The sequence below is a fragment of the Radiobacillus sp. PE A8.2 genome (genome assembly GCF_045635475.1).
Taxonomy (GTDB): domain Bacteria; phylum Bacillota; class Bacilli; order Bacillales; family Amphibacillaceae; genus JBJGXI01.
In genome coordinates this window covers 1-24,077 of the sequence record NZ_JBJGXI010000066.1, presented here as the reverse complement: position 1 = coordinate 24,077, position 24,077 = coordinate 1, and the positions used below count along the sequence as shown (strand labels likewise).

Here is a 24,077-nt window from a genome sequence, read left to right as displayed (position 1 = left end):
CTTTCTCGCTCTTAAGTTCTGTAAATTTTTTCGCAATTGGAATATTTCTTAAATGCCAAAAGCAGTCTGTACTTTTTTGCACCGTCCTCAAAAGAATTGTCTTTTCAGCTGCGTTTAAGAGTGAGTAGGAGCCTGAGAAAGAATTCGTACTTACTAGCAAAAAATACCACACTATAGTTAGTGATTAATTTATAACATTGAACAATAAAGGATTGATGGGACAGAGGGTCAGCTTTACTGTTCTGGTCTATGTGAAAAAGTGTAAGGTCCTGCTGGCACGAGAAAACTGACCCCGCGTTCCCCCTGCTGGCACGAGGAACCTGACCCTGCGTTCCACTGTACGTTTTTAATAGATAGATTATTCGTTTCTAAACTGGTACTCTTATAGAAGGTAGATACCCTGCAGACTATCCGGCTGTTAATCTTTATGCTAACGGTGTTCAAGAAGAATTTCAAGGTAAGGGATAGGCTCTTTAATAATAAGAGAGGGATATTTCTATTGTAGATGGAAATGCGCCAGAATATTGGTGTTTCATTTATCGTTTGTGATCTAGGTGAATTGGCTAATGGGAAGGTGTTCTTTACATGGTTTGGTATTGCGGATGCCCTCTACTTACTATTAATAATAAGGAGTAATAACATTATGACTTTTAGAGAAATAAGCCCTAAAATCAATATTAAAGAAATTAAAGAGCTTGGCAAATTAACAGGAGAAGCATTAAAACAAAAAGAACAACGTGATCATGAACTTAATGCAATTATTAGAGGCGAAGATGACCGCTTGCTTTTGATAATCGGTCCTTGTTCATCGGATAATGAAGAAGCTGTTCTTGAATATGCTCGTCGCTTAGCGAAATTACAAGAAGAAGTAAAGGATAAGATTTTTATTGTAATGAGGGTATATACAGCTAAACCACGTACGAATGGTGATGGATATAAAGGCTTAATTCATCAGCCAGATTCAAAAGGTAAACCTAGCTTGATTAATGGAATCAAGGCAGTTCGTGAATTACATTATAAAGTAATTACGGAGACTGGTTTGACAACAGCAGATGAAATGCTATATCCAGAAAATCTTTCATTGATTGATGATCTAGTAAGCTACCACGCCATTGGGGCACGAAGCGTAGAAAATCAACAACATCGATTTGTTGCAAGTGGTATTGACGTACCAACAGGCATGAAAAATCCTACTTCAGGCAATTTGAATGTCATGTTTAATGGGGTCTACGCTGCTCAAAATGCACAAAATTTTCTATTCCATTATGCCGAAGTGGAAACGGAAGGTAACCCTTTTGCTCATGCCATTTTACGTGGAGGGGTAAATGAATACGGAAAAAATATTCCCAATTACTATACTGAAAATTTACTAGATGCAATAAAAATCTATGAAAATATGCAGCTTAAGAATCCATTTATCCTAATCGATACGAATCACGATAATTCTGGTAAACAATATTTAGAACAAATCCGTATCGTTCGTCAAATCCTGATTGATCGTGAATGGAATGACAAAATTAAAAAATATGTCCGTGGATTTATGATTGAATCTTATCTTGAAGAAGGACGACAAGGCGAACCAGAAGTATTTGGTAAGTCCATTACAGATCCTTGTCTTGGATGGGAACAGACGAAAGAACTTATTTATGAGGTTTATAAAACTGTAGCCAGATAACGAATTATTCATATGTACATTTCACAAAATTAAATGGGTGAAAACCTTTAGATAACGGTACTTGGTATATGTCGTGGACAGTTGTCCATAAAAAGTACTTTAAAACGTGAAAAAAGGAAACTAGTTGACAGAGCCAGAGCCTATCTATGGACATTTTAGTAGATTTGTCCATAGATAGGGGGAACAAGGGGTTTATTGTTTCTGGTCTGTGTGGAAAAGTTTAAGGTCGTGCTGGAACGAGAAAACTGACCCCGCGTTCCACTTTACCCATGGAGCTGGGCTTGCAATTATTTTCCCGGCATGGATGAAGTACGTATACAAGCATGATGTGAATCGTTTTGTGCAATTTGCGAACCGCGTGTGGGATGTTGAAATTGATTTAAATGACTTAGAAGGAACATCCTTAGCTGGAATTAAGAAAATGGAAAACTTCTTCTCATCAATTGGCATGCCGGTCACATTAGCAGACGCAAACATATGTAATGAGCATTTTGACTAAACCCCCAACCGAAAAACAAGAAGTTAATTAACGTTTACTCTTTTAAGAAAAAGAAAAATGTTCTTGGGGATGTTAGAGTGAAAAGTGCTATAGGATCGTTTCGTTTGGAAAATAAGAACGATGGAAAGTGGAAATCTTTTAGGCAATTTGGTTTTAGTATGGAAGATGATAGCTTCGTAACTGATGTTATTTGATTTATAGATTGATTTATAGATTAATATCTTACGAACTATAGACCCAACCTTAACCCAACTGAAAAATAGTCAAAGGAGATGATGATTTGAAATCGTTTGTTGCATTTGATTTTGAAACTGCCAACGCTAACCGGCACAGTATTTGTTCTGTAGGTTTAACTTTTGTAGAGAAGGGTGAGATTGTTGATTCAATCTATTCTCTGATTAATCCAGAAGAACATTTTGATGGGTACAATACTATTATACATGGGATTACAGAGAGTGATGTAAAGAATGCGCCTACATTTGATGCATTTTACGAAAAAGTAAAGACAAGATTAGATAATAAAATACTTGTTGCTCATTACCTTCCATTTGACGGTTACGCGCTCAGAGACAATTTGACAAGGTATGGACTTACTCCAGTTAATCACGAGCTTCTTTGCACCTATCAGTTATCCAAAAGGCTACTACTTAACCAAAGCAGTTATAGTTTGGATTATCTATGCAACCACTACAGTATCCCTCTAGAAAACCATCATAATGCTCTAGATGATTCAAATGCATGTGCCAACCTGTTGATAAGCCTAGCTAATGAATTTCAATTAAATGTAAAAGATGATATTGAACGAAAAGCTTTTATAAATATTGGTAGTTTATCTCCAGACGGTTTTAAGTCTTCTCTTGTCAAAAAGGTTAAAAAATCGGTTACTAATATTGAATATGGTGAGGAGACTGCCAATATTGATGCAGATGAAAATCACATTTTTTATAAAAAGCACATAGTTTTCACAGGAAAGTTACAAGCATATACACGAGCAGAAGCGGTTGCTGCAGCAGCTGAGAAAGGTGGGATCACCCAAAAAGGAGTAACAAAGAATACAAATATAATTGTCTTAGGTGAATTTCAAAGTGCAATGATAAAAGGAAATAAATCATCCAAACTTGTAAAAGCAGAAAAACTAATTATTGAAGGACAACCAATGGAGATTATTAGCGAGGCAGAGTTTTTGAAAATGCTATGATTCTATAAAAGAGTAAATGTCCAAAATTCCTATTATATTAACTATTTATAAAATTAGTAAGTCTTGAATTTATATCATGATTCAATTTCGTGACGGTTTTTGGTATTAGTAGCAAGTGTAATAGTGATTTAAATGCACCGTCCTTTAGCGGCATCTTGTGCAGTGAAATAATTCTTTGAAAGAAATTGTGAAAAGGACGATTTTATGAAAATTCAATCACATACTTCTACAACCTTTTGGTCATAATCGCTTTAATATATTATGGAGTGATAATTTTGATTTCACAATTAACGTTTTATATAGATTTGGCTCTCGATACTTTAAATAAAGTGTTTAATAATCGAGAAATTGCAATAGGATTCTGGTTAATGTTATTTATATTTTTTGTAAGTTCGAATATTAAACTTCGAAGAGAATTAATTAAAATCATTAGATTAATATTAGAGAGTAAGTTGGTCTTATTATTCATATTAATCATAATTTATATTGGTGGATTGGTTTATTTTCTTTATTGGATAGGTTTTTGGGAGATGAGGATGCTTAAAGGTACTATATTTTGGTTGCTAGGAGCAGGACTTATACTGCCTTTTAGAGCCGTAGAAGCTAAAAATAAAACTTTCTTTATCAATGTCATAAAAGATAACACTAAGCTATTCATAGTATTTCAGTTTGTAGTGAATTTGTTTACTTTTTCATTTATTACAGAGGTAATCATTGTATTTATTATCACAGTGGTAACAATGCTCATAACAGTATTGAGTCTTAAACCTGAAGACCAAGATGAAAATGGAAAACGCACAAAGAGATTTCTTGAGATTTTACTCTCGATAGTAGGTTTCGTAATTCTATTTCAATCGGTAAAAATGATAATAAATAGTTTCGATAACATTGTAATCAATGAAGTAATTAGAGACTTTTTATTACCATCAATTTTATCGATGCTTTACCTTATATTTATTTATCTTTTTGCATTGTACTCATCTTATGAAGTTCTTTTTATGAGATTAAAATTTAAGCACACAATACCAAAAAGATATCGTCCATTGCTTTATATGAAAATTGTGTTATTGTGTAATGTTAAATTAGATTATGTTACTAGTTTCATTTCGAGGAGTAAAATAATGAATACTCCCATTCAAGATAAGCGAGATATCAATAAAATTGTTAATTGCTTTAAAAATAATAACAATCACATTCAGGAATTCACTCTCAGATAAGAGTTTCATTTTGCATTTTCTAGATGTGATTTACTTAAATAGCGTAAACATGATTAGGTGATGATTAGGTGGAGCAAAATTGAAAATATTCATCGCAGGCCCAAGAGCCGTTACTCAACTAAATAACGATATAAAAGCAAGAATGACTAACATAATGAATAAACATTTTCACTATTATTGTTGGCGATGCAAATGGCGTAGATAAACAAGTCCAGCTATTTTGCCAATCCATGAAGTATAGCAATGTAAAGGTTTATGCATCAAATGGAAGAACTAGAAACAACATTGGCGGTTGGGAAGTTATTAATGTTAAGGTTGCCCCCGATGTAAAGGGATTCAACTTTTATGCTGCTAAGGATCTAGCAATGGCCGAGGCAGCAGATTATGGATTTATGATCTGGAATGGAATAAGCAGAGGTACACACAATAACATCTTGAATCTCATCAATAGGAACAAGAAAGTCCTCACCAGATGGGTCTGAGCCCAATGTCATCAAACTAAGCTCCCAATGAATTACCAATTGCTTTTTTCACGTGAATCACACACTGTTTAATCAATCTTACCACTACAATTACCTAAAAAAGGCAATAGGATGCCCGGGAGATGAAATTACATTTTTTCACATCCCCTTAAGTGGTATCCTATCGGCTATTTAACTTTTTAAAACTATAAAGCGTTTTTTTGAACTAATGCATTTCTATTTGCGCGCAATCCTTTTACACGATTAAAACTTCTATTCGGCCTTGCAGGAGTTCTACTCCTTTGTATCTCATTAAGCAATTCATTATACAGTCTTTTTCGTCGCCTTGGACTATCCTCCAATACAACCTGCATTCCCGGTATGTATAACGATGGGAGTGAAATAATTTGGGGATTGTCTTTTATACAAATAAGAAAACGGGAATTACATACGCCTATGAAAATAAGGCCTATTGGGATAAGGCAAAGAAACAATCGAGATCACAACGAAAACTGATTGGGAAAGTCGATCCAACTACAGGTGAGATCGTTCCCACTCGTGCTTATAAAAGACGGGAAGGATCTGCAGTGGAAAGCACACCCAAACCGGGTCGCCCGCCCATTACCACAATGCGCCGCAGTTTTTACGGAGCTGCTTATCTGTTTCATCAAATAGGGAAGATCACAGGGGTATCAGAGGATCTTAAAACTAGTTTTCCCAATATACATAAACAAATACTATCCATCGCCTATTATCTTATTTTGGAGGAGAATCATTCACTGAGTCGATTCTCCCATTGGCAAAAGCTGCATGTTCATCCCTTTGGGCAAGATATATATTCCCAAAGAATCAGTGAATTGTTCCAATCCATTGATGAAAAAGGTCGCATGTCTTTCTTCACAGCACAGGGGAAACGTCGAATTGAAAAGGAATACTGGGCCTTTGACACGACAACTATTTCAAGTTATTCCGAGATCCTGAGCCAGGTCAAAAAAGGAAAGAATAAAGAACATGACAGGCTACCGCAGATCAATCTAGCACTCCTATTTGGTGAACAATCTGGACTGCCGTTTTACTATCGCAAACTTCCCGGCAATGTCTCTGATGTGAAAACGGTAAAACAGCTTGTGAAGGAATTCAATGTAATGGGTTATAAGAAAGTAAAGGTTGTCTTTGATCGCGGTTTTTACAGCAGGGATAACATTAATGCATTGTACAAAGACCACCAGAAATTTATCATTGGAGTGAAACTTAGCCTCAAGTACGTGAAGGACGTTTTGAATGATGAGAAGGAAAACTTGAAGATGTGGTCAAATTTCCATCCGCAATTTGGAACTTATGGGATTTGTAGAACCATTGAGTGGGATTATGAACAGATGCGCCCTTACAAGGGGGACATTCAAAAAGAAAAGAGACGGGCCTATCTTTTATTATTTTACAATCCTGAAAAAGCTGCGAAGGATCAAGCAGACATGAATGAATACCTAACTGGTCTGTACAATGACCTGCAAAATGGAAAAAAACGTGATTATTGCACAAAGGATTACGATAGATATTTTGAGGTCACAGAAACACCAAAAAGAGGGCGGAAGATAAGACCAAAGGAAGAAGCAATGCTTAAAGCAACGGAAAACTACGGCTATTTTGCATTACTTTCAAACGAAGTGAACAACCCTTTTGAGGCATTATCCATTTACAGAAGCAAAGATGTGGTGGAGAAGGCTTTTGGAAACCTAAAAGAGCGACTGAATTTCAGAAGAATGCAAGTTTCATCCGAATTATCCCTTAATGGGAAGCTATTTGTAGAATTTATTGCACTTATTTACTTATCTTATGTGAAAAAGAAAATGCAGGATGCCGACCTGTTTGAAAATTGGACGCTGCAAGGACTGTTGGATGAACTTGATACGATAGAACAGTTTGAAGCGCCTGGACACGGTCATATCCTTGGCGAGGTGACAAAGAAACAGATCGAAATCTATCAGGCACTTGGGGTTGAACCGCCATCGTTATAAATTCCGGGAATGCAGGATGAAAGATTACTAAACTATTATCGGTTATGCAATTAGATAATTTATTAGTGATACTTCTAAGTGGGTGTTGGCATTTAAACGTGCCTGCCAAAAAGCTAATATATTCCAATTCGTATCCCTACACTACAATAATTGGATGATTTAGTAGTGAAAATTGTTTAACACAGGGAGACCTTAAAGCTAATGAGAATGTATTCTATGCTTAATTAGAGCTTAACCCAGTCCGCATTAGGCGAGGGTTCCATCAATGTTTCAGTTAAAATAATCCATGACTAATTAATAAACTCCTTCAAAACCCTCCTTAAATCATCAAACGAAACACACCGATTATCCACAGTTAACTTCCACACTACAGCAGAATTCTTATAACCAATCCGCGGCATATACCTATTCCAAAGTTCATTTTGTTCCTTTTGTGTTAGATTAATTTTTTCTTTTAGTAACTTTTGAAGCTGTTGATAAGATAACTCTTCTTCGGGCTCTAGAGTAGCTGTTTTATTCTTTATTAATCTTTCAACTTGCAACCTCTTTCGTTCTTCAGCTTCCTCTTGTTCCTTTCTTTGCTTTTCTTCATGATCTTGTTTAAGATTCTCGTAATTCGTTAAAAATTCTTGTCGTTTGTTTTCTTCGGTGTCTGAATTATTTACTGTAAACGAACGCTGTAATTGGAGAGTCTTTGAAAATTCTAATTCCACACCGTTATTGAGTAAAAATGCTCGGTACGGTTTACTTGTTCTATCTGTAAGAAATCTCTGTAACTTCACTTTGATCTTTGAGTCTTTAGTGTAAATATAATACATGCTTTTTACGTCGATAACTATGTTATTCATGTTGAGTGGGTAATTGAAAGGAAGGAAAAAAGATTTATCTGTGATGTGGTTAGAAAGGAAGTTGTCCCATTTCCTATCTTCTTCTGTCTTAGCGGCTATTATATTTTCGGCATCCCATAATACAATGGCATTTTTTTCGGGTTCAATCGCTAACTCTTTAACTTCGACAAACCAAATTGGTTTCATCTCTTGCTCTATATAATAATGGTGTCTCTCGGCAATTTCTTTTACTAATCCGGAGTCTCTTAATGGAATTACATTGGTGACGACAGATATAGCAAAAATGTTATTGTCAATCTTAGCTATTATATCTGGATAATGCTTTAAACCTGTATTAACTCTATAACCATAGTCCACTTCATATCTTTCATCTATTTTTGATTGTGTAGATAACTCATCATATATAATATCTGTTAGTACTTTGTGTTGTTGTGTTTCTCTTTTAACTTGTTTGCTGTACCTTGTTTCTGCTCTTCCAACATTTTTTGCTTCTTCACATGACTCAGAATGTTTATGAGCAAAATGTATCTCGCGCTCTTCTCCAGATTTTACAATTAGATCCGCATTACAATAGGGGCAGATATAAATCCCTTTCTTAGCTAGATTTTTTAAGTTGCTTATTTCAGAAGATGTAGGAGTATAGGGAATTCTTTCTAATGTGTTATCTATGGAATGAAGTGCTTCTCGCATTATTAATCACCTCAAAATAGTCTTTGTTAATAGATTATATATTTTTAAATTTTAGTCAAGGCTAAAAGGGATATATTTCAAGCTTTTATAAATAATTACCCCCAAAAACTAATTTTTTTGAAAAAATTTGCTTTAATTGATCCTTTTTTGTAAATCTATTGTATTAAGTATAAACTAAGTTAAAATATAATAGTAAGAAAAAAGTAAGAATGTAGGTGGTAATATGGAAGTAAAAGTATTTCAAAAAACACAAAGAGAATTAGCTTCTACCATTAATCTATTAATTGATAGATATTGGAATGACGAGATTGATGAGTTACATATGGTGCAAAGCATTAAAAACCTTTATTTAAATAACGAAAATAAATTTATAAAAAATAATCAATTCACTACAGTCTTAAGACAGCAATGTGGAAAGAGAAGACTTGAAGTAGTGAGTAAAATACTAAAGGTTTAATGATCCTATAAATGGTTTTAAAACCAACTGGATGTCAAACGAATTATAAGGTGGTCAAACACATGCAATACTCTGCAGGTTTTACGAAAGAAAAGTGGTCAGAAAATTATATTGCTACTGTTCTTGAACTAATGTTAAGTGGGAAAGTAAAAAGAGAAATCTTAGAAGAGGTAACTGATAAAAATTTATTTCAATTAAGAAGCCCAGTAAGTATTAAAAATCGCTTTAATATGGTCTACAATCGTGCAGCTGTTCTAGACGATGAAATGAAAAGATACTTTTTGAAAGCAAGCGATTATGATCGGAAGGCATTAACATTATATTCGTTTTTACAGGTATATCTAATACCACTTGAGTTTTACATTGAAGTTATTGTATTGAAGTATGAACAGCAGGAGCCGTTATATAAGAATGACTTTCACTATTTCTTCGAGGGGAAAGCTAGTGTTAGTGAAAAAGTTGGTCATTGGAGACCTGAAACTATCAAGCGGCTCATAAGTTCATTGGTATTGTTTTTTAGGGATGCGGAGATGATTGATAAAGTTGGACAAACTAAGTACACAGTTAAACCAATACATATGAGTCAGTCATTAAAAACATATGCTGAGAAGAATGCTCCTCTATTATACTCTTTTACAGTTTTAGAAAAGGTGAATCAAAGATGAAGTCAACGTATGAACGATTAGAACAAATGGAGAAGCGGATTATACAAGATGGTTTCACGAACCCAAAAGGGATTGGGAGTGACATCCCTCATTTTGTTTTGGACTATCCTCCTGGGGATGAACTACAAGTTCGTGTGTACATAAAGAATATGTCTAACCGAACGAGAATGAATATCAAAGAAGTGAACTTATTTGAATTTCTTCTTTCTTTTTTCGATGAAGACGAGTTAGAAGAATTATTCGAAATGGAAGAAGAAGAAGGGTTGAGAGGGCTGATGGATGTTTTTGAACCTATATTAAATGAAAGTAACACTATGATTCAAAAATTTAAGGACATTACTGAAGATGCAAATCTCATTTTTATAACAGGTGTGGGTTCTGCGCATCCATTTCTAAGATCTAGTCAATTACTAAAGGCAATTTCCAGCAAAGGTTATAAAAAAGCAATTGTTTTATTCTATCCAGGTGAGTTTACTGGATTAAGACTAAAATTATTTGGCATTCTTGACTACGAAGATGACTATCAATTGTCACGTATCTCATAAGGGGGACATGGACATGCAAATAAAAGATTTATTTATAAAAGATATATTTCGTCCAATTAATAATGTTGTTCAAGCGGAACAAATAGAAGAAGAAGTAGTTAAAACGGAATTGGATGAATATGTGTTGACAGAAGAAAGTGAACACTATTTAGAACGTTTTTACCGTAATTATCTGGCAGTATATGATCAACCATCTACTAAGGTGGGGGTATGGATATCTGGTTTCTTTGGTTCTGGTAAATCACATTTCTTAAAAATCCTTTCATATTTACTACAGAATGAGGTGATAACAGATAGAACACCAGCTGATTACTTTAAGGAGAAAACTAAAAACCAAGAGATGTTAAGTATGATGAAACGAGTTTCTGAAAAGAGAACAGATGCGATATTATTCAATATCGATTCACGTTCATCATCTTCATCCAAGGATGCAGAAAAGGAACGCATTATTGAAGTGTTTTTAAGGGTATTTAATAATCATTTAGGTTATTCGGATACATTATGGGTTGCTGATATGGAGCGTCAATTAGACAACGATGGAACTTATGAAGCTTTTAAACAAGCAATTTTTGATCAGAACGGCAAGCCATGGGAAGAGTTCCGTTTAAAGATTAAGCTTAGAAAGAAGAAAGTCATTCAGGCGTTAGAAACTGTTGGCTATGATACTGATACTGCGGAAAGCTTCTTTATTATGAGTCGTGAGTGGTTTTCCATTGATGCTGACTCAGTAGCCCAGCTGATAGCTGATTATTGTAAACAGCAAGGCCCAGATTACCGAATAGTCTTCCTAGCTGATGAGGTTGGCCAATATGTGGGCAACAATACAAGCTTGATGTTGAATCTTCAAACAATAACTGAACGATTAGGCGATTTAGGCCATGGTCAGGCGTGGGTGATTGTAACATCACAAGAAAAACTAGAAGCAACTGTTTCAGATCTTGATAGTACGAAAGACTTTTCAAAAATCCAAGGACGATTTGAAACAAAAATTAATTTATCCAGTGCGAATACAGATGAAGTTATCAAAAAACGTTTGTTAGAAAAAGAAGACGTTGGTGCAGATACATTAAAAACGATTCATGATCAAGAAGGAAAATTAATTCATAATCGTTTAGCATTTGATAAGCAAAATACACAATTACGTTCAGGGTATCGTTCAATAGATGAATTTGTATCATTTTATCCTTTTGTTCCTTATCAAATAGAGTTATTACAAAAGATCTTCACAAAAATCCGTAATTTAGGAGAAGGTGGACAGCACACTTCACGTGGTGAACGTTCATTACTTAAAGCATTTCAGGAAGCAGCACAATTAAATGCTGAGGAACATATCGATAATATGGTAACCATGACAGAATTTTATCCTTCTATACGTGATTATTTAGAATCGTCAATCACTAGTACAATTTCAAGAGCTCAGGATCGAGCGAGAAATAATGAAGGTTTAGAAGAATATGATGTGAAGGTTTTGCAAGTGCTTTATCTAATCAAAGGGATTGATGATATAAAATCCACACCTAGTAATATCGCAACCCTTATGGTTGAGACAGTTTATGATGAACGCCAGCCTTTAGAGTATCGTATAAAAGAATCCTTGAACCGACTTCAAATGGCAATGTTCATTGAACAACATGCAGATGGGTCATACTCATTCTTATCAGATGAAGAACAAGAAATTAACCGTGAAATACGTGTGGAAGAATATAATACTGCTGCTGTTAAAGAACGGTTAGGTAACCTCTTTTTCAATGTGATGTATCGCTATACCAAGTATGAATATAAGTATCAAGAACAAACCAAACACTTTGATTACAATAAACGATTTGATAATTACGTGAAAGGTCAGATGAATCATGAATTAACTATGCAAGCGTTCTCTGAAGGCATGACAGATTCAGAAGCAGCGTTACAAGCTAACTCTGGACATTTAATTATTCTTTTAGACAAAGACCTTGTTGCTGAAGCAGAAAGTGCTTTAGCCTATATTCAACAAGTGGATAGCTATGTACGTCGTAAACAGTCAAGCACGACTAGCCAGCAGCAGAAGAGAATCTTTGATGCGAAAATTGCTGAAGTTGATGAATATGCAGATAAAGCAGAAGAACTGTTAAACAAGGCGTGTGAGAAAGCAGAGTTTTATATCCAAGGTCAACGTCGTGATTTTAATGGGGCTTTTGAAAGTAGAGTTAACCAATCTATGGACATGCTGATTCGCAACACATTTACAAAATTTCACTATATTGAGGAGCCTATTTCATTTAAAAATAGTAAAAATGAGTGGATGCAAGTTGCGGAGAATCTCGGTCAACAAAGCTTATTTAGTGACTTAAACAAAAATGCAATTGATGAAGTCAAGCACTTTGTAGAGGAACTTGAACGTTCCCATGACCAACGAACATTAAAACAAGTCATACAAAAATATAAGGCTGTTCCATATGGATGGGAAGAACAAGATACAATTGGTATTCTAATGGGTTTAATGAATGCGGGAAAAGTACGTTTTACTTATGCGGGTGAAGCTTTTAACCCTAACTCCAATCAATTCTATGACCGACTAGAAAGGGTTTCAGAACGTGACCGTATTGTTGTTTTACCAATCGTTGAAATGGATTATCAAGTTAAACAAGAGCTTATTGCATTAGTTCGTGATTTCTTTTCGAATACACAAACATATGACACATATGACGCTTATGAAGAATTAATAAGAGACAAAATTGAAGAAGAATTTGTAAAACCGATAGAGAAAATTCGAGGAAGAAGACGTCAACAAGATTCAACTAGTGAGTATCCTTACCCGGGTGAGAGTGATATACGAACGATCGTGAATGATACCCAAAAATTACTTGCTATCCGTGATTCCGAACAGTTCTGCCGTACATTTATTCAATATGAAGATGATATAGAAGGTTGGTATGACATTCTAGAGACTTTGCAAGGATTCTATGAGGGAAATCCAATTGTTAAATTTGATGAAGCAGTTAAGGCTCTTAAAGAACATAAGCAAGATTTAGAAATTATTCATAACGAAGAGTTAGAAGAAACAGCTCAACGAATGAAACACATTTTACTACAGGAAGAACCTACAAAGGAAATTAGTCAATTACCTAAGTTGACAGATGTTCTGAAGAATCTGATTCAGGAAGAAACCAATAAACAAAAACAGGCGGTAATGGTTCAATCAGAAAAATCACTGAAGCAACTTGAAAACTTAACAGATCAATATCGTCAATCTGAAAGCATTTTAGAATATATTCAATCACGAAAAAATCAAGCCACTCTACTTTATGAAAAAATTAAGAAGAGTGAACGTATATCTAGCACTCGAATCAACCAACAACAGCTTAGTGAGCTTGTTGAAGCAACAAAAGCAAAAGCACGCCAGATGTTCAATAATTTAATAGATGACCCAGATAAAGTGAAGAGGCTACCGAAGAAAATTACAGAGCAAGAATTGTATACCTCTTTCTTTAGTCAGTTAGATACAATTGAGTCCGAAGAAGACTTAGAACGTGCTATTGAGGCATTGAAGAAAAGTCTATTAAAAGAATTACAAACACACTATTTCGTAAAATCATAAATCGTGGGGCGGATGATTATCTGCTCCTCTACATATAGGGGTGAAACAATGAATAAGGCGGAATTAAAGAAATTTGCTGTAGAAGCTAGGCGTGACTTAATTGATAAAGTTTCCTTGAAGGCAGAACAATATGGTATTACTAAGGATAATCAAGTAATGAAGATTGAAGAAAAATATGGTCAATTATTTGTGAGTGATAATCCTTACCCAATCGAAAGTAAACATGCTTTTCATATGTTACAACAACGTTTAGATGCTGTTGGTTATGATCAAATTATTGAAGAAGTTGCATATACATGGTTTAACCGAATTATTGCAATTCGTTATATGGAAGTGAATAATTATTTGCCAGACCGAGTCAATGTATTATCAAGTAGTACAGGCAAAAATGAACCGGATATTTTACTTCAATATAAAACCATGGATTTAGATGTGAATTATCAGCAAATTACTAAAGATATACAAAAAGGTGATAATGAACAAGCTTATAGGAGATTATTTGTTACACAATGTAATAGTTTAAATAAAAGCTTGTCTACATTATTTGAAAAAATTAATGATTATACAGAATTTCTTTTACCAGATTACTTACTGGACAGTGAATTTGTAATTTCTAAACTAGTAGCTAATGAAGAATTGACTGATAGCTTTAAAGAAGTTGAAGTTATAGGTTGGTTGTATCAATATTACAATGCAGAACCAAAGGATGAGGTATTCGCTAAATTAAGAAAAAATAAAAAGGCTGAAAAAAGTGAAATACCTGCTGCTACGCAATTTTTTACACCAAAGTGGATAGTGCAATATATGGTAGAAAATTCTTTAGGGCAGTTATGGCAAGAGGCGAACCCGGAAACACAGATAAAAAATTCACTCAAATACTATATTAAACCAGTAGAGCAAGATAACAAGGTAGCAAAAAAACTAGAAGAAATCAGATATAAATCAATAAATTTAGAAGAGATAACCATTATTGATCCATGTGTAGGTTCAGGACATATATTAGTATATGCTTTCGATTTACTATATCAAATGTATGAAGAAGTGGGTTATTTAAGTAGGGATATTCCTAAGCTTATTCTAGAAAAAAACTTATATGGTTTGGATATAGATGAAAGAGCAACTCAAATGGCATCGTTTGCCCTCATGATGAAAGCAAGAGAAAAGTCCAGAAGAATTTTGAGGCAAAACGTAAAAACGAACATATTGTCTATTGAAGAGTCAAATGATCTTGATTTAGAAGGATTAATTAGCCTTCTGGCTAATAATAAACAAGAAGGAAAAGAAATTGAGTCGATTATTAATTTGTATCAAGATGCTCAAAACTTTGGTTCAATGATAATTCCCCCGCTTAATATTGATTACAAAAAGTTTCTTAATCGCATAGGTTCAATTGGAGAGGTTCAAACTTCTTTTAATACTATTAATGGGTATGCTCAATTGGATAAAATGAAAAAAATTCTAATCCAGTCTCAAATATTAGGTTCAAAGTATGACGTTGCCATTACAAATCCTCCTTATATGGGTAATAGAGGTATGAACTCATCACTAAAGGAGTTTGTGATGAAGCTTTATCCTCAATCTAAATCAGATTTATACGCAGTGTTTATTGAAAGGCTTCAGTATTTCACAAAAACTTATGGAATAAATAGTACAGTTACTCAACATTCTTGGATGTTCATCAGTAGTTTTGAAGAGTTCAGAAATCAAATTATAAAGAACCAGACATTGCTAAGTTTAATACATTTAGGTACTCGAGCTTTTGATGACATTGGAGGAGAAGTTGTTCAAACCTCTTCCCAAACCTTTAGAAATTTTAATGAAGTTAATTATATAGGTGGGTATGTAAGATTAGTAGATTATCAGAACTCCACTCTGAAAAAAGAAAAAATACTATCTGACAAAGATAGGTATAATAAACCGATAATCCATTTCAAAAATATCCCTGGTTCACCGATTGCATATTGGATAAACCCACAACAGTTAGAAGCATTCAAAAAAGATAGATTGGAGAAGCATGCAGCAGCTTGTACGGGTATGCAGACTGGAAGCAACTCATTATTTACAAGAAATTGGTATGAAGTAAACTTTACTAAAACTAATATAAAAGAACCAATAGATTTGAAATGGTTCAAATACAATGAAGGTGGAGAATCGAGAAAATGGTATGGTAACCATATAGGAGTAGTAAATTGGGAGAATAACGGTAGTGCCATTAAAAATCACAAAAGTTCCGTTGTTAGGAATGAACAATACTATTTTAAAGAAGGAATTACATGGAAAAGGATTGGATCCGGAAATTTAGCTTTGAGATATCTTCCTAGCGGATTTATTTTTGATCAATCGGGCGATTCATTATTTGTAAATACGGATGAGAATTTATATTATATTTTAGGTTTTTTTAATTCAAAGGTAGCACAAAGTTTTAAACAAATACTTGCGCCTACAATGAATTTAACAGCAGGAAATATTAAATTTTTTCCAATTATTTTTCCTGATAATGAGACTAAAGAAGAAATTACTGCTAAAGTTTTAGAAAATATTATGATATCTAAACAACATTGGGACTCCCTCGAAATTTCATGGGATTTCGATAAAAATGTCTTATTATCATATAAAGAAGATAAAAAATTTATTGAGGAATCATTTACTAAATGGAATGATCAAACAAAAAAAGATATAAGTAAATTAAAAAATAATGAGGAAAGGCTAAATCAACTATTTATTAAGCTTTATAAATTAGACAACGAATTAACCTCAGAAGTATCTAGGGATGACATATCAATTGAATTAACTGATCAAGAAATAAATGCAAAGTCTTTCCTATCATACTTTATAGGTTGTACCATGGGTAGATACTCCCTAGATATTAATGGTCTAATTTATGCAGGTGGAGAGTTTGTTGAAGAAAAATACAGTAAATTTAAACCAAATAAAGATGGCATAATACAATTGACTGATGATTATTATTTTGATAGTGACATAATAGTACGTTTGCGAGAGTTCTTATCAGTAGCATTTAGCCCTGATACCATAGATGAAAATATGCGCTGGTTATCCGAGTCTTTAAACATGAAGAAAAATGAGTCGCCTGAGGAACGAATACGACGATACTTCTTAGATGAATTTTTCAACGACCATTGTAAAACGTATCGAAAACGGCCAATTTATTGGTTAGTTGATTCTGGTAAACAAAAAGGATTGCGAACACTTATTTATATGCATCGTTATCAACCAGATACGATGGCAACAATTCGTTTTGAACATTTACAAGAAATTCAATCTAAATATCAAAATGAAATAGATATGATTGATACACGTTTATCAAACCCAAGGTTATCGGCAAGTGATAAACGGAGCCTTGAAAAATTTAAATCAGTTTATCAGAAGAAGATTGAGGAACTACAGGAATTTGATAAAAAATTAGCGACGTACGCCAATAAACAAATTGGTATTGATTTAGATGACGGTGTTAACGTGAACTATGCTCAATTTGAAAATGTTCTGGCAAAGATTAAATAACTGAAAGAGGGGAGTTTCTCCTCTTTCTCTTTACATATTGAGGTGAAATTCGTGGATGTGATTGAAAAGTTACAAGAGAAAATACAACAAGAAAAGGATACGAAAAAACGAGCAATTGTTTTTTGGTACGATCCTCAGGCACAAGTAAGTGTGGATGAACTAAAAGAACAGTTGGATGAGATTGAGGTAAGAAAATTAACTAATCATAATTTATTCCAGTTAAAAGTTGAGGTTGAAATTCAACGAACCACAGAGTCGTTTTTAATATATTCTGATGAAGCGAAGCCAGCCGACAAAGAAAATATGTTATTGGATATGTTGTTGTACAGTACAGAGTTCAAAGCAGATGAAACTGCTATGTTAACTGAAACATTGCAAGTATCGGACAGTGTGTTACGTCCTAAGATGGAACAATATCCTTTGTTCTTTGATAGTAAAGAACGAAAAAGAAGATTAGGCAAAGTATTACCTAAACAAGCTGATGATTATCATTTTGAACTTAGTATGATGGCTACTTTAGTAAAAGCACCGGTACCTGATTTACGTGTAATTGTCCGTCTGCTTCTTTTGGAAGGGTTACATGTGGAAGAAAGTGAACTATTGAAGCAAATAAAACGTAACTTTTCTATAGAACGTACACTAGAGATCATTGGTCGCTACTTTGGCGTATCATTAGAAACAGATAATGAACCATTAATGGAGTTATTAAATGTTCTCATCTATCAACATTTCCGGCAGAATGCAGGCTTTACTGCCGACGATTGGGAGGTTAAATGGGCATCATCATCACCTAACGTCTGTGCATTATTCACTGAAGAGTGGTTACAACATAGCGATAGGGGTGTACTAGAAGAATATATCAAAGAATGGGAAAGAGTATATCACGTAAGAGATGTGTTATCTAAACAGGATATAGAAAACTACCAACGAGTAGATACTTTCCCGGTCATTGATGTGCTCATCATTGAGAAATGCATCGATGAATTAATTCATCAAGCAATTCATATAGAAGAACGATTGTCCTTAATTGAACAACGTTTACAAAAATATTGGGGTTCAAAAGATAAAATAAAAGCCCTTTATTACACGTTATTTGAAGCAATCCGAATCGAAAAGCTAAAACCTGTTATTAATCGTATCCATCTACAAGAAGATTTTTATGAAAGTTATGGGAAATCATTATATGAAATTGACCAGGCCTACCGTAAATTTATGTATCATTTTACGCGCCTTGCTGCGAAAGAAATGCTTGAAGAAATCGCTAGCCGATTAACAAATTGGTATGAAAATGAATACCTACGTCGACTTTCAGAGGAAATGAATTTTAGACTGGAAGAAGGGTATGTATCCAAAATAATGCCTCAACGAGCATTTTTTTCTAAGATGATTCGCCCTATTTTAGAAAAGGAACAAACAAGGATTTTCGTCATTATTTCAGATGCTTTACGATTTGAAGCGGGTTATGAACTTCATGAAATATTAAAGAAACGAGATAAAGGGAAATCAAGCATTGATCCTATGGCAGCAAGTTATCCAACGTACACACAATTAGGTATGGCATCACTGTTACCACATCGTGAACTTTTAGCAGATGATAAGAGAGGTATCTTGGCCGACGGACAATCAACAAAAGGGTTAGATCATCGCCGACACATTCTACAATCAGTTGAGCCGCAAACTGAAGTTTTAAAATTAAAGGAACTTCTGGATATGAAAGCAAGTGAAACCGACCAATTGTTGAAAGGCAAGAGACTAGTTTATTTATATCATGACCACATCGATGCTCTTGGAGATTCAGCAAAGTCGGAACGTGAAACTTATGGAGCAGTTCATCAGGCAATACAAGATTTACAATATGCGGTGGATAGATTATCACGTCTTCAGGCGAAACGCATTTTTATAACAGCGGATCATGGTTTCTTATTTCAATTTAAACAAATTGAAAACCATGGAAAAATTTCAGCTGTTGATGGACAAGTTATGGATCATAATCGTCGTTTTGCTATTGGGCACAATTTAAACGTTCCGGAAGGTTCGATTAAATTAACTGAACGTCAAACTCCGTTACAAAATGTTGAGGTTGTTTTAGCTAAAAGTCTAAACCGATTCAAAACAGGTGGAGGTCTTCAATTTATTCATGGAGGAGCATTACCACAAGAAGCGGTTGTCCCATTAATAGATTATCGAAGAATTGAAAAAGGGCAACCTGTAGATATTGCGGTAGCAATGATCAATAAGGTGATTACAAATTACCGTATTCCGGTTTCTTTTTATCAGGAGCAGAGCATTACAGATATCTATACTTCACGAAAAGTTCTTATGGCGTTTTATCAAGGTAATGAACGGATATCCAATGAAGTTGAACTTGTATTTGATTTAAAAGGTGAAAATCGTGATCGAAATAGACAAGTATCGTTTAATTTAGTTGAAAAGCATTATAAGATTGGTGAAACATGTAAATTAAGAATCGAGACTGTAACCAAAAAAGGTAAAGAACCTTATTTAGAAGAAGAATTCACTTTACGCTTGTATGAAGCATTGTATTAAACTGAAAGGGAATTGGAGGTGTCATCTTGCTGAAAAAAGGTGAAATTGTAGGTGCATCATTTTGGCCAGAAGCCGTTCAAATCAAACATATTGAAAACATTGATAATGATCTGTATTTAGTCGAAGCTGTAGGGCGAGAGTCAAATCAATTCTTTGAAAACTATCTTGAAAAACATCAATTACAAGAAGTGGAACGTTTTTCCGATGAAGATGCTTCAGATCAATTGAAAGATAAATTTCAACATTATCTGCAATATCATGTTTTACGAACAGAGAAAGAATACTCACAATCGCGAGCTCGTGGCAATAAGAACATGATTCCATTACCTCATCAAATCGAAGCTGTTTATAGCAAAATGCTACAAGCTTCCCAAGTACGTTATTTATTAGCAGATGATCCTGGTGCAGGTAAAACGATTATGTCTGGCATGCTTATCCGTGAATTGAAAGCACGAAACATGATTCGAAAAACATTAATTTTAGTACCACCTCTCGTACTGAAGCAGTGGCAAATGGAATTAAAGGAAAAGTTTGATGAAGACTTTTTAATCATTACACGATCTTATTTAGATGCCTCAGGGGACCTAAATTCTTTTGATATGCATCAACAAGTAATTGTATCAATGTATTGGGCTTCTAGAGAAGATATTAAGAATATGATTATTAACTCACAATTTGATTTAGTTATAGTCGATGAAGCGCATAAAATGGCTGCTTATACTTTCGGACAAAAGAAACGTAAGGTGAAGCGTACGAAGATGTTTCAACTAGGTGAAAATCTACTGAGGCACACGGAGCATACCCTCTTATTGACTGCAACGCCGCATAAAGGTGATAAAGAGAATTTCCGTCATTTGATGAGTTTAATAGATCATGATATCTTCTCACAATTAAATCGAAGCGATTCTATTTTTGAGAAAAGTAATCCCTATGTTATCCGTCGTTTAAAAGAGAAGATGGTTAACTTTGATGGAACTCCTTTATTTCCGAAGCGGACAACAAAAACTTTAGGATTCGACCTGAGTCCAGCAGAAATAGATTTATATGAAGCGGTTACAGAATATGTAAGAGATTACTTTAATCGCGCGAAACAAAACAACAAACCAAATGTTGCTTTTGCCATGATGATCTTGCAACGACGATTAAGTTCATCCGTTGAGGCAATATATTTGTCGCTAGTACGTCGTAAAGAACGTCTACAGAAAGTGTTAGAAACAGGGCAAAAAGTTCAAAAGATAATGTTGGATTATGAAGATTACGAAGACAGTTCACTTGAGGAACAGGAATTACTCGAAGCATACGCTGAAGGAGAATACGAAGAACTTGATTTTGATGAATTGCAAGTTGAGATAGAAATGTTGGATCAACTGATTCGCAAGGCTAATGTTATTAGACAGAATCAAAATGAGCGCAAGTTTCTAGAGCTTGAAAAGACATTATTTGGTGCTAATGGATTGTTGGCACAAGACGAGAAAATTTTAATTTTTACTGAATCAAAGGACACACTCAATTACATAGAGAAGAAATTAAAAGCATACGTTCCAGAGATAGCCAAAATTGTGGGAGACTTTTCTATGGATAGACGACAAGCAGAAGTAGAGAAGTTTCGAAATGATGTACAAATCATGATTGCAACTGATGCTGGTGGAGAATCAATTAACTTGCAGTTTTGTAATCAAATGGTCAATTATGATATTCCGTGGAATCCAAATCGTTTGGAACAACGTATGGGACGTATTCACCGTATCGGGCAAAAAAATGAGGTGTTTGTCTTTAACCTAGTTGCCACCAATACACGTGAAGGTGACGTATTAATTCGACTACTTACAAAGATGGAGCAAATGCGTGAAGACCTTGGACAAGACCTAGTTTATGATTTTATAGGTGAAGTTCTGGAGGATCGCCAAGCCGATTTATCTTCAGTAATGGAGCGGGCGGTTTCAGGTCGAGAAGATTTAAACGAGATTATTGCAAACATGGAGAAAACATTATCCGAAGAACACAGACGTTTATTAGAACTCGCTCAAAGTGAACGCTTAGATGACAACTTTGACTTACCAGGTGCCAAACGTTCATTTGATGAAGTATCAATAAACAGTGTTCCAAATAGGTTTTACGGACACTTTGTGATTGATGGATTAAAGAACACGAGAACTAGATTAAGTATTTCTGCAGATCAGACAATAGCCCGTATTGATCGCTTTCCAAAGCGGATTCGTGATTTTGCACGTGATCATAAATTGATGTTCAACTTTGATGATTCCATACGATTCAATTTATCTTCATCAAAAGTATCAGAGTCAATGCCAATGATTGAAAATGATAATCCTTTGTTTAACTTAGTGATGAAACTGACAGCGAAAGAAATGCAACAAGCTGTACTTCCGCTTTATAAAGTGGCGGCAACGATCCCGGAATCTATGACAATGGAAATAAATCAAGTATCAATTGTGGACGGTAATGGCCGAGAACTTGAGCAAAAGCTAATGCTGACTGGTAAACGTAGTAATGGTGAGTTTATAGAAATATCACCTTATCTTCTGTTTAATGAAACTTTCGATGTAAAAAAAACGTATGATGATGAAGAACATGAAATCAAACGACACGTAATTAAACATGCTAGGAAACTATTAAGGTCTTTTCAGCGTAAACGTGAAGATTATGCAAATAAGAAGAGAGTCTTCTTGAGAAAATCCTTTGAAGATCAGCTGGATACTTTACAAGAGCGATTGAAGAAATATCAGGACGAAAATGTAGAGGGTAATAACAGCGCTTTAATTAACCAAACTTATGCACAAATTGATGAAATGGAAGATCGTAGTAAAGAACGATTAACTGAAATTGACCGTGAGCGATCGATACAGTTGAAGCCAGTAAAAAGAATAGCCCAATTTAGAGTTGAACCGAAGGGCGTTGAAACTGGTCGAGTAATACCAGAGGATTATTTGACAATTATAGAAGAACATGAATTAAATAAAGGCAGATTGAACGTAAGAATGCAGCAAGCTTTTGGTTTAGTTGACTTCATTAGTGAAGAAGCGGACGGTGAAAGTCGGCTTATTGTGGTTACGAACGATATTCATCGAATAAAACAGCAATTATCTGAAGAGGATTACAAGCCAATCATAAATCGGGTGTATGTGTATGCTTATACTGGATATGAAATAGTTGAGTATCAACTAGTAACTGGGCAGTTTGTATCTCATAATTTGTAAGGGTATTACTTCTGAAAACGAAACCATGAATATACAAAACTTCACTTGGAGGGATGTAATTGAAGGTAAATGAATTATTTAAATTAGAGAAAGATCAAAGACAACTAGATTTCATAAATATTGACGTGGATCAAGACTTGCCATTATTTTTAGATCCTTATTTTCTATCAACTAATAGTGATTCTTGGTCGACCTCTGCATATAAAACAATTCAGAGTTATTTTCAGACCGTAATTAGATTGTTAAAAGAAGGACACTATGATCAAGCTAAGAGCTTATTCCAAAACCTAAGTGAGCCTAATGAAACTTGTTTAGGAGTGTCAACTGGTAATCCACAAGGTAGAGGGGTAGGAACTGATGAGGCTACAAGAATATTTGAACATATAATTAATAGTAAAGCTGTAGAGTCTGGTATAGTAGGGCACCTTGAGGATATTCCTATTTTTGTAGAAAATATTGGGAAAGATAAAATTTCGGATTTAACCACTAATGTTATAAGGAAACATTTAATTGAATATACTCAAAAACAATGCCAGCTACATGGCATTGAGCTTACTAAGGACGTACCATCAGGGTACTATTGGAACAATGAAACGCTATCATGGGAAAATAACTATACAGAAATGTTGATTATAAAAGGAAAGAAAATACTTTTGGTACCAAAAGGTGTTGTTTCATTTAGTATAAGATATACACCTGAAAGATATTGTGATCACTTTGTATTAAATTTCCTTCAAAATGAACATGTCCGATTAAGAACATCGTTAGTAAGAGTAGAGAAATTAAAAAGCGGTGGAGTAAAAATTCATCCACCTTCAAAAAAGAAATTAAAAGAAACAGAAAACGCCAATAGCAAGGAATACTTGAGGGAATTTACTAAAGAGCACCCAGAAGTTTACCAAAGATTTAGAGAAAGTATTAAGAATGAAATGAATCCTTTAAGCGATAA

Annotated in this window: 14 protein-coding genes and 1 pseudogene; 14 read left to right on the top strand and 1 reads right to left on the bottom strand. The window is 34.4% G+C overall.

Going from position 1 to position 24,077, the window contains the following annotated elements; translation table 11 throughout:
- The first annotated feature begins 511 nt into the window (after positions 1-511).
- The 6 genes from ACI6MV_RS22965 to ACI6MV_RS22940 all read left to right on the top strand — a co-directional run bounded on the left by ACI6MV_RS22965 (position 512) and on the right by ACI6MV_RS22940 (position 7,065).
- Positions 512-1,675: a 3-deoxy-7-phosphoheptulonate synthase gene (locus tag ACI6MV_RS22965; RefSeq protein WP_407272669.1), complete on the top strand. Its 1,164-nt coding sequence runs from the start codon at positions 512-514 to the stop codon at positions 1,673-1,675.
- A gap of 208 nt (positions 1,676-1,883) precedes the next feature.
- Positions 1,884-2,174: a dehydroquinate synthase/iron-containing alcohol dehydrogenase family protein gene (locus ACI6MV_RS22960; protein ID WP_407272668.1), complete on the top strand. Its 291-nt coding sequence runs from the start codon at positions 1,884-1,886 to the stop codon at positions 2,172-2,174.
- A 280-nt stretch (positions 2,175-2,454) separates the two neighbouring features.
- A complete protein-coding gene (locus tag ACI6MV_RS22955) occupies positions 2,455-3,372 on the top strand; it encodes an exonuclease domain-containing protein (protein WP_407272667.1) in 918 nt (305 codons plus the stop codon).
- Between the two features lie 275 nt (positions 3,373-3,647).
- A complete protein-coding gene (locus tag ACI6MV_RS22950) occupies positions 3,648-4,589 on the top strand; it encodes a hypothetical protein (protein ID WP_407272666.1) in 942 nt (313 codons plus the stop codon).
- Positions 4,590-4,819: 230 nt separating this feature from the next.
- Complete coding sequence (locus tag ACI6MV_RS22945) at positions 4,820-5,071, top strand: hypothetical protein (protein WP_407272665.1); 252 nt, start codon at positions 4,820-4,822, stop codon at positions 5,069-5,071.
- 386 nt (positions 5,072-5,457) lie between these two features.
- Positions 5,458-7,065, top strand: coding sequence for an IS1634 family transposase (locus ACI6MV_RS22940; protein WP_407272664.1), 1,608 nt, complete (start codon positions 5,458-5,460; stop codon positions 7,063-7,065).
- A 290-nt stretch (positions 7,066-7,355) separates the two neighbouring features.
- On the opposite strand, the gene ACI6MV_RS22935 is transcribed toward ACI6MV_RS22940, so the two are convergent.
- Positions 7,356-8,603, bottom strand: coding sequence for a competence protein CoiA family protein (locus ACI6MV_RS22935; RefSeq protein ID WP_407272663.1), 1,248 nt, complete (start codon positions 8,601-8,603; stop codon positions 7,356-7,358).
- A 223-nt stretch (positions 8,604-8,826) separates the two neighbouring features.
- Here ACI6MV_RS22935 and ACI6MV_RS22930 point away from each other — a divergent pair, with 223 nt between their 5' ends.
- The 8 genes and pseudogenes from ACI6MV_RS22930 to ACI6MV_RS22895 form a co-directional block, all read left to right on the top strand.
- Positions 8,827-9,060, top strand: a complete 234-nt coding sequence (locus ACI6MV_RS22930; protein WP_407272662.1) for a TIGR04540 family protein — start codon at positions 8,827-8,829, stop codon at positions 9,058-9,060.
- A 62-nt stretch (positions 9,061-9,122) separates the two neighbouring features.
- Positions 9,123-9,725, top strand: a complete 603-nt coding sequence (locus ACI6MV_RS22925) for a DUF1819 family protein (protein ID WP_407272661.1) — start codon at positions 9,123-9,125, stop codon at positions 9,723-9,725.
- Complete coding sequence (locus ACI6MV_RS22920; protein WP_407272660.1) at positions 9,722-10,270, top strand: BREX protein BrxB domain-containing protein; 549 nt, start codon at positions 9,722-9,724, stop codon at positions 10,268-10,270. Before ACI6MV_RS22925 ends, ACI6MV_RS22920 begins: the two co-directional genes overlap by 4 nt.
- 13 nt (positions 10,271-10,283) lie before the next feature.
- On the top strand, positions 10,284-13,847 hold the full coding sequence (gene brxC, locus ACI6MV_RS22915; protein WP_407272659.1) for a BREX system P-loop protein BrxC: 3,564 nt from the start codon (positions 10,284-10,286) through the stop codon (positions 13,845-13,847).
- 48 nt (positions 13,848-13,895) lie between these two features.
- Positions 13,896-17,366 carry a BREX-1 system adenine-specific DNA-methyltransferase PglX gene (pglX, locus tag ACI6MV_RS22910; protein WP_407272658.1) on the top strand — a complete coding sequence of 1,157 codons (3,471 nt, stop codon included), beginning with the start codon at positions 13,896-13,898 and terminating at the stop codon, positions 17,364-17,366.
- A gap of 42 nt (positions 17,367-17,408) precedes the next feature.
- On the top strand, positions 17,409-19,913 hold the full coding sequence (gene pglZ / locus ACI6MV_RS22905; RefSeq protein ID WP_407272657.1) for a BREX-1 system phosphatase PglZ type A: 2,505 nt from the start codon (positions 17,409-17,411) through the stop codon (positions 19,911-19,913).
- 26 nt (positions 19,914-19,939) lie between these two features.
- Positions 19,940-23,128 (top strand): DEAD/DEAH box helicase, encoded by a 3,189-nt coding sequence (locus ACI6MV_RS22900; protein WP_407272656.1) that lies wholly within the window; start codon positions 19,940-19,942, stop codon positions 23,126-23,128.
- Between the two features lie 59 nt (positions 23,129-23,187).
- Positions 23,188-24,077 (top strand): annotated as a pseudogene (locus ACI6MV_RS22895) (hypothetical protein); the annotation flags it as partial.

Coding starts and splice junctions, on each gene's coding strand:
- ACI6MV_RS22965 (WP_407272669.1), top strand. CDS start 512: ATGCGCCAGAATATTGGTGTTTCATTTATCGTTTGTGATCTAGGTGAA.
- ACI6MV_RS22945 (WP_407272665.1), top strand. CDS start 4,820: ATGAAGTATAGCAATGTAAAGGTTTATGCATCAAATGGAAGAACTAGA.
- ACI6MV_RS22935 (WP_407272663.1), bottom strand. CDS start 8,603: ATGCGAGAAGCACTTCATTCCATAGATAACACATTAGAAAGAATTCCC.
- ACI6MV_RS22930 (WP_407272662.1), top strand. CDS start 8,827: ATGGAAGTAAAAGTATTTCAAAAAACACAAAGAGAATTAGCTTCTACC.
- ACI6MV_RS22925 (WP_407272661.1), top strand. CDS start 9,123: ATGCAATACTCTGCAGGTTTTACGAAAGAAAAGTGGTCAGAAAATTAT.
- ACI6MV_RS22920 (WP_407272660.1), top strand. CDS start 9,722: ATGAAGTCAACGTATGAACGATTAGAACAAATGGAGAAGCGGATTATA.
- brxC (WP_407272659.1), top strand. CDS start 10,284: ATGCAAATAAAAGATTTATTTATAAAAGATATATTTCGTCCAATTAAT.
- pglX (WP_407272658.1), top strand. CDS start 13,896: ATGAATAAGGCGGAATTAAAGAAATTTGCTGTAGAAGCTAGGCGTGAC.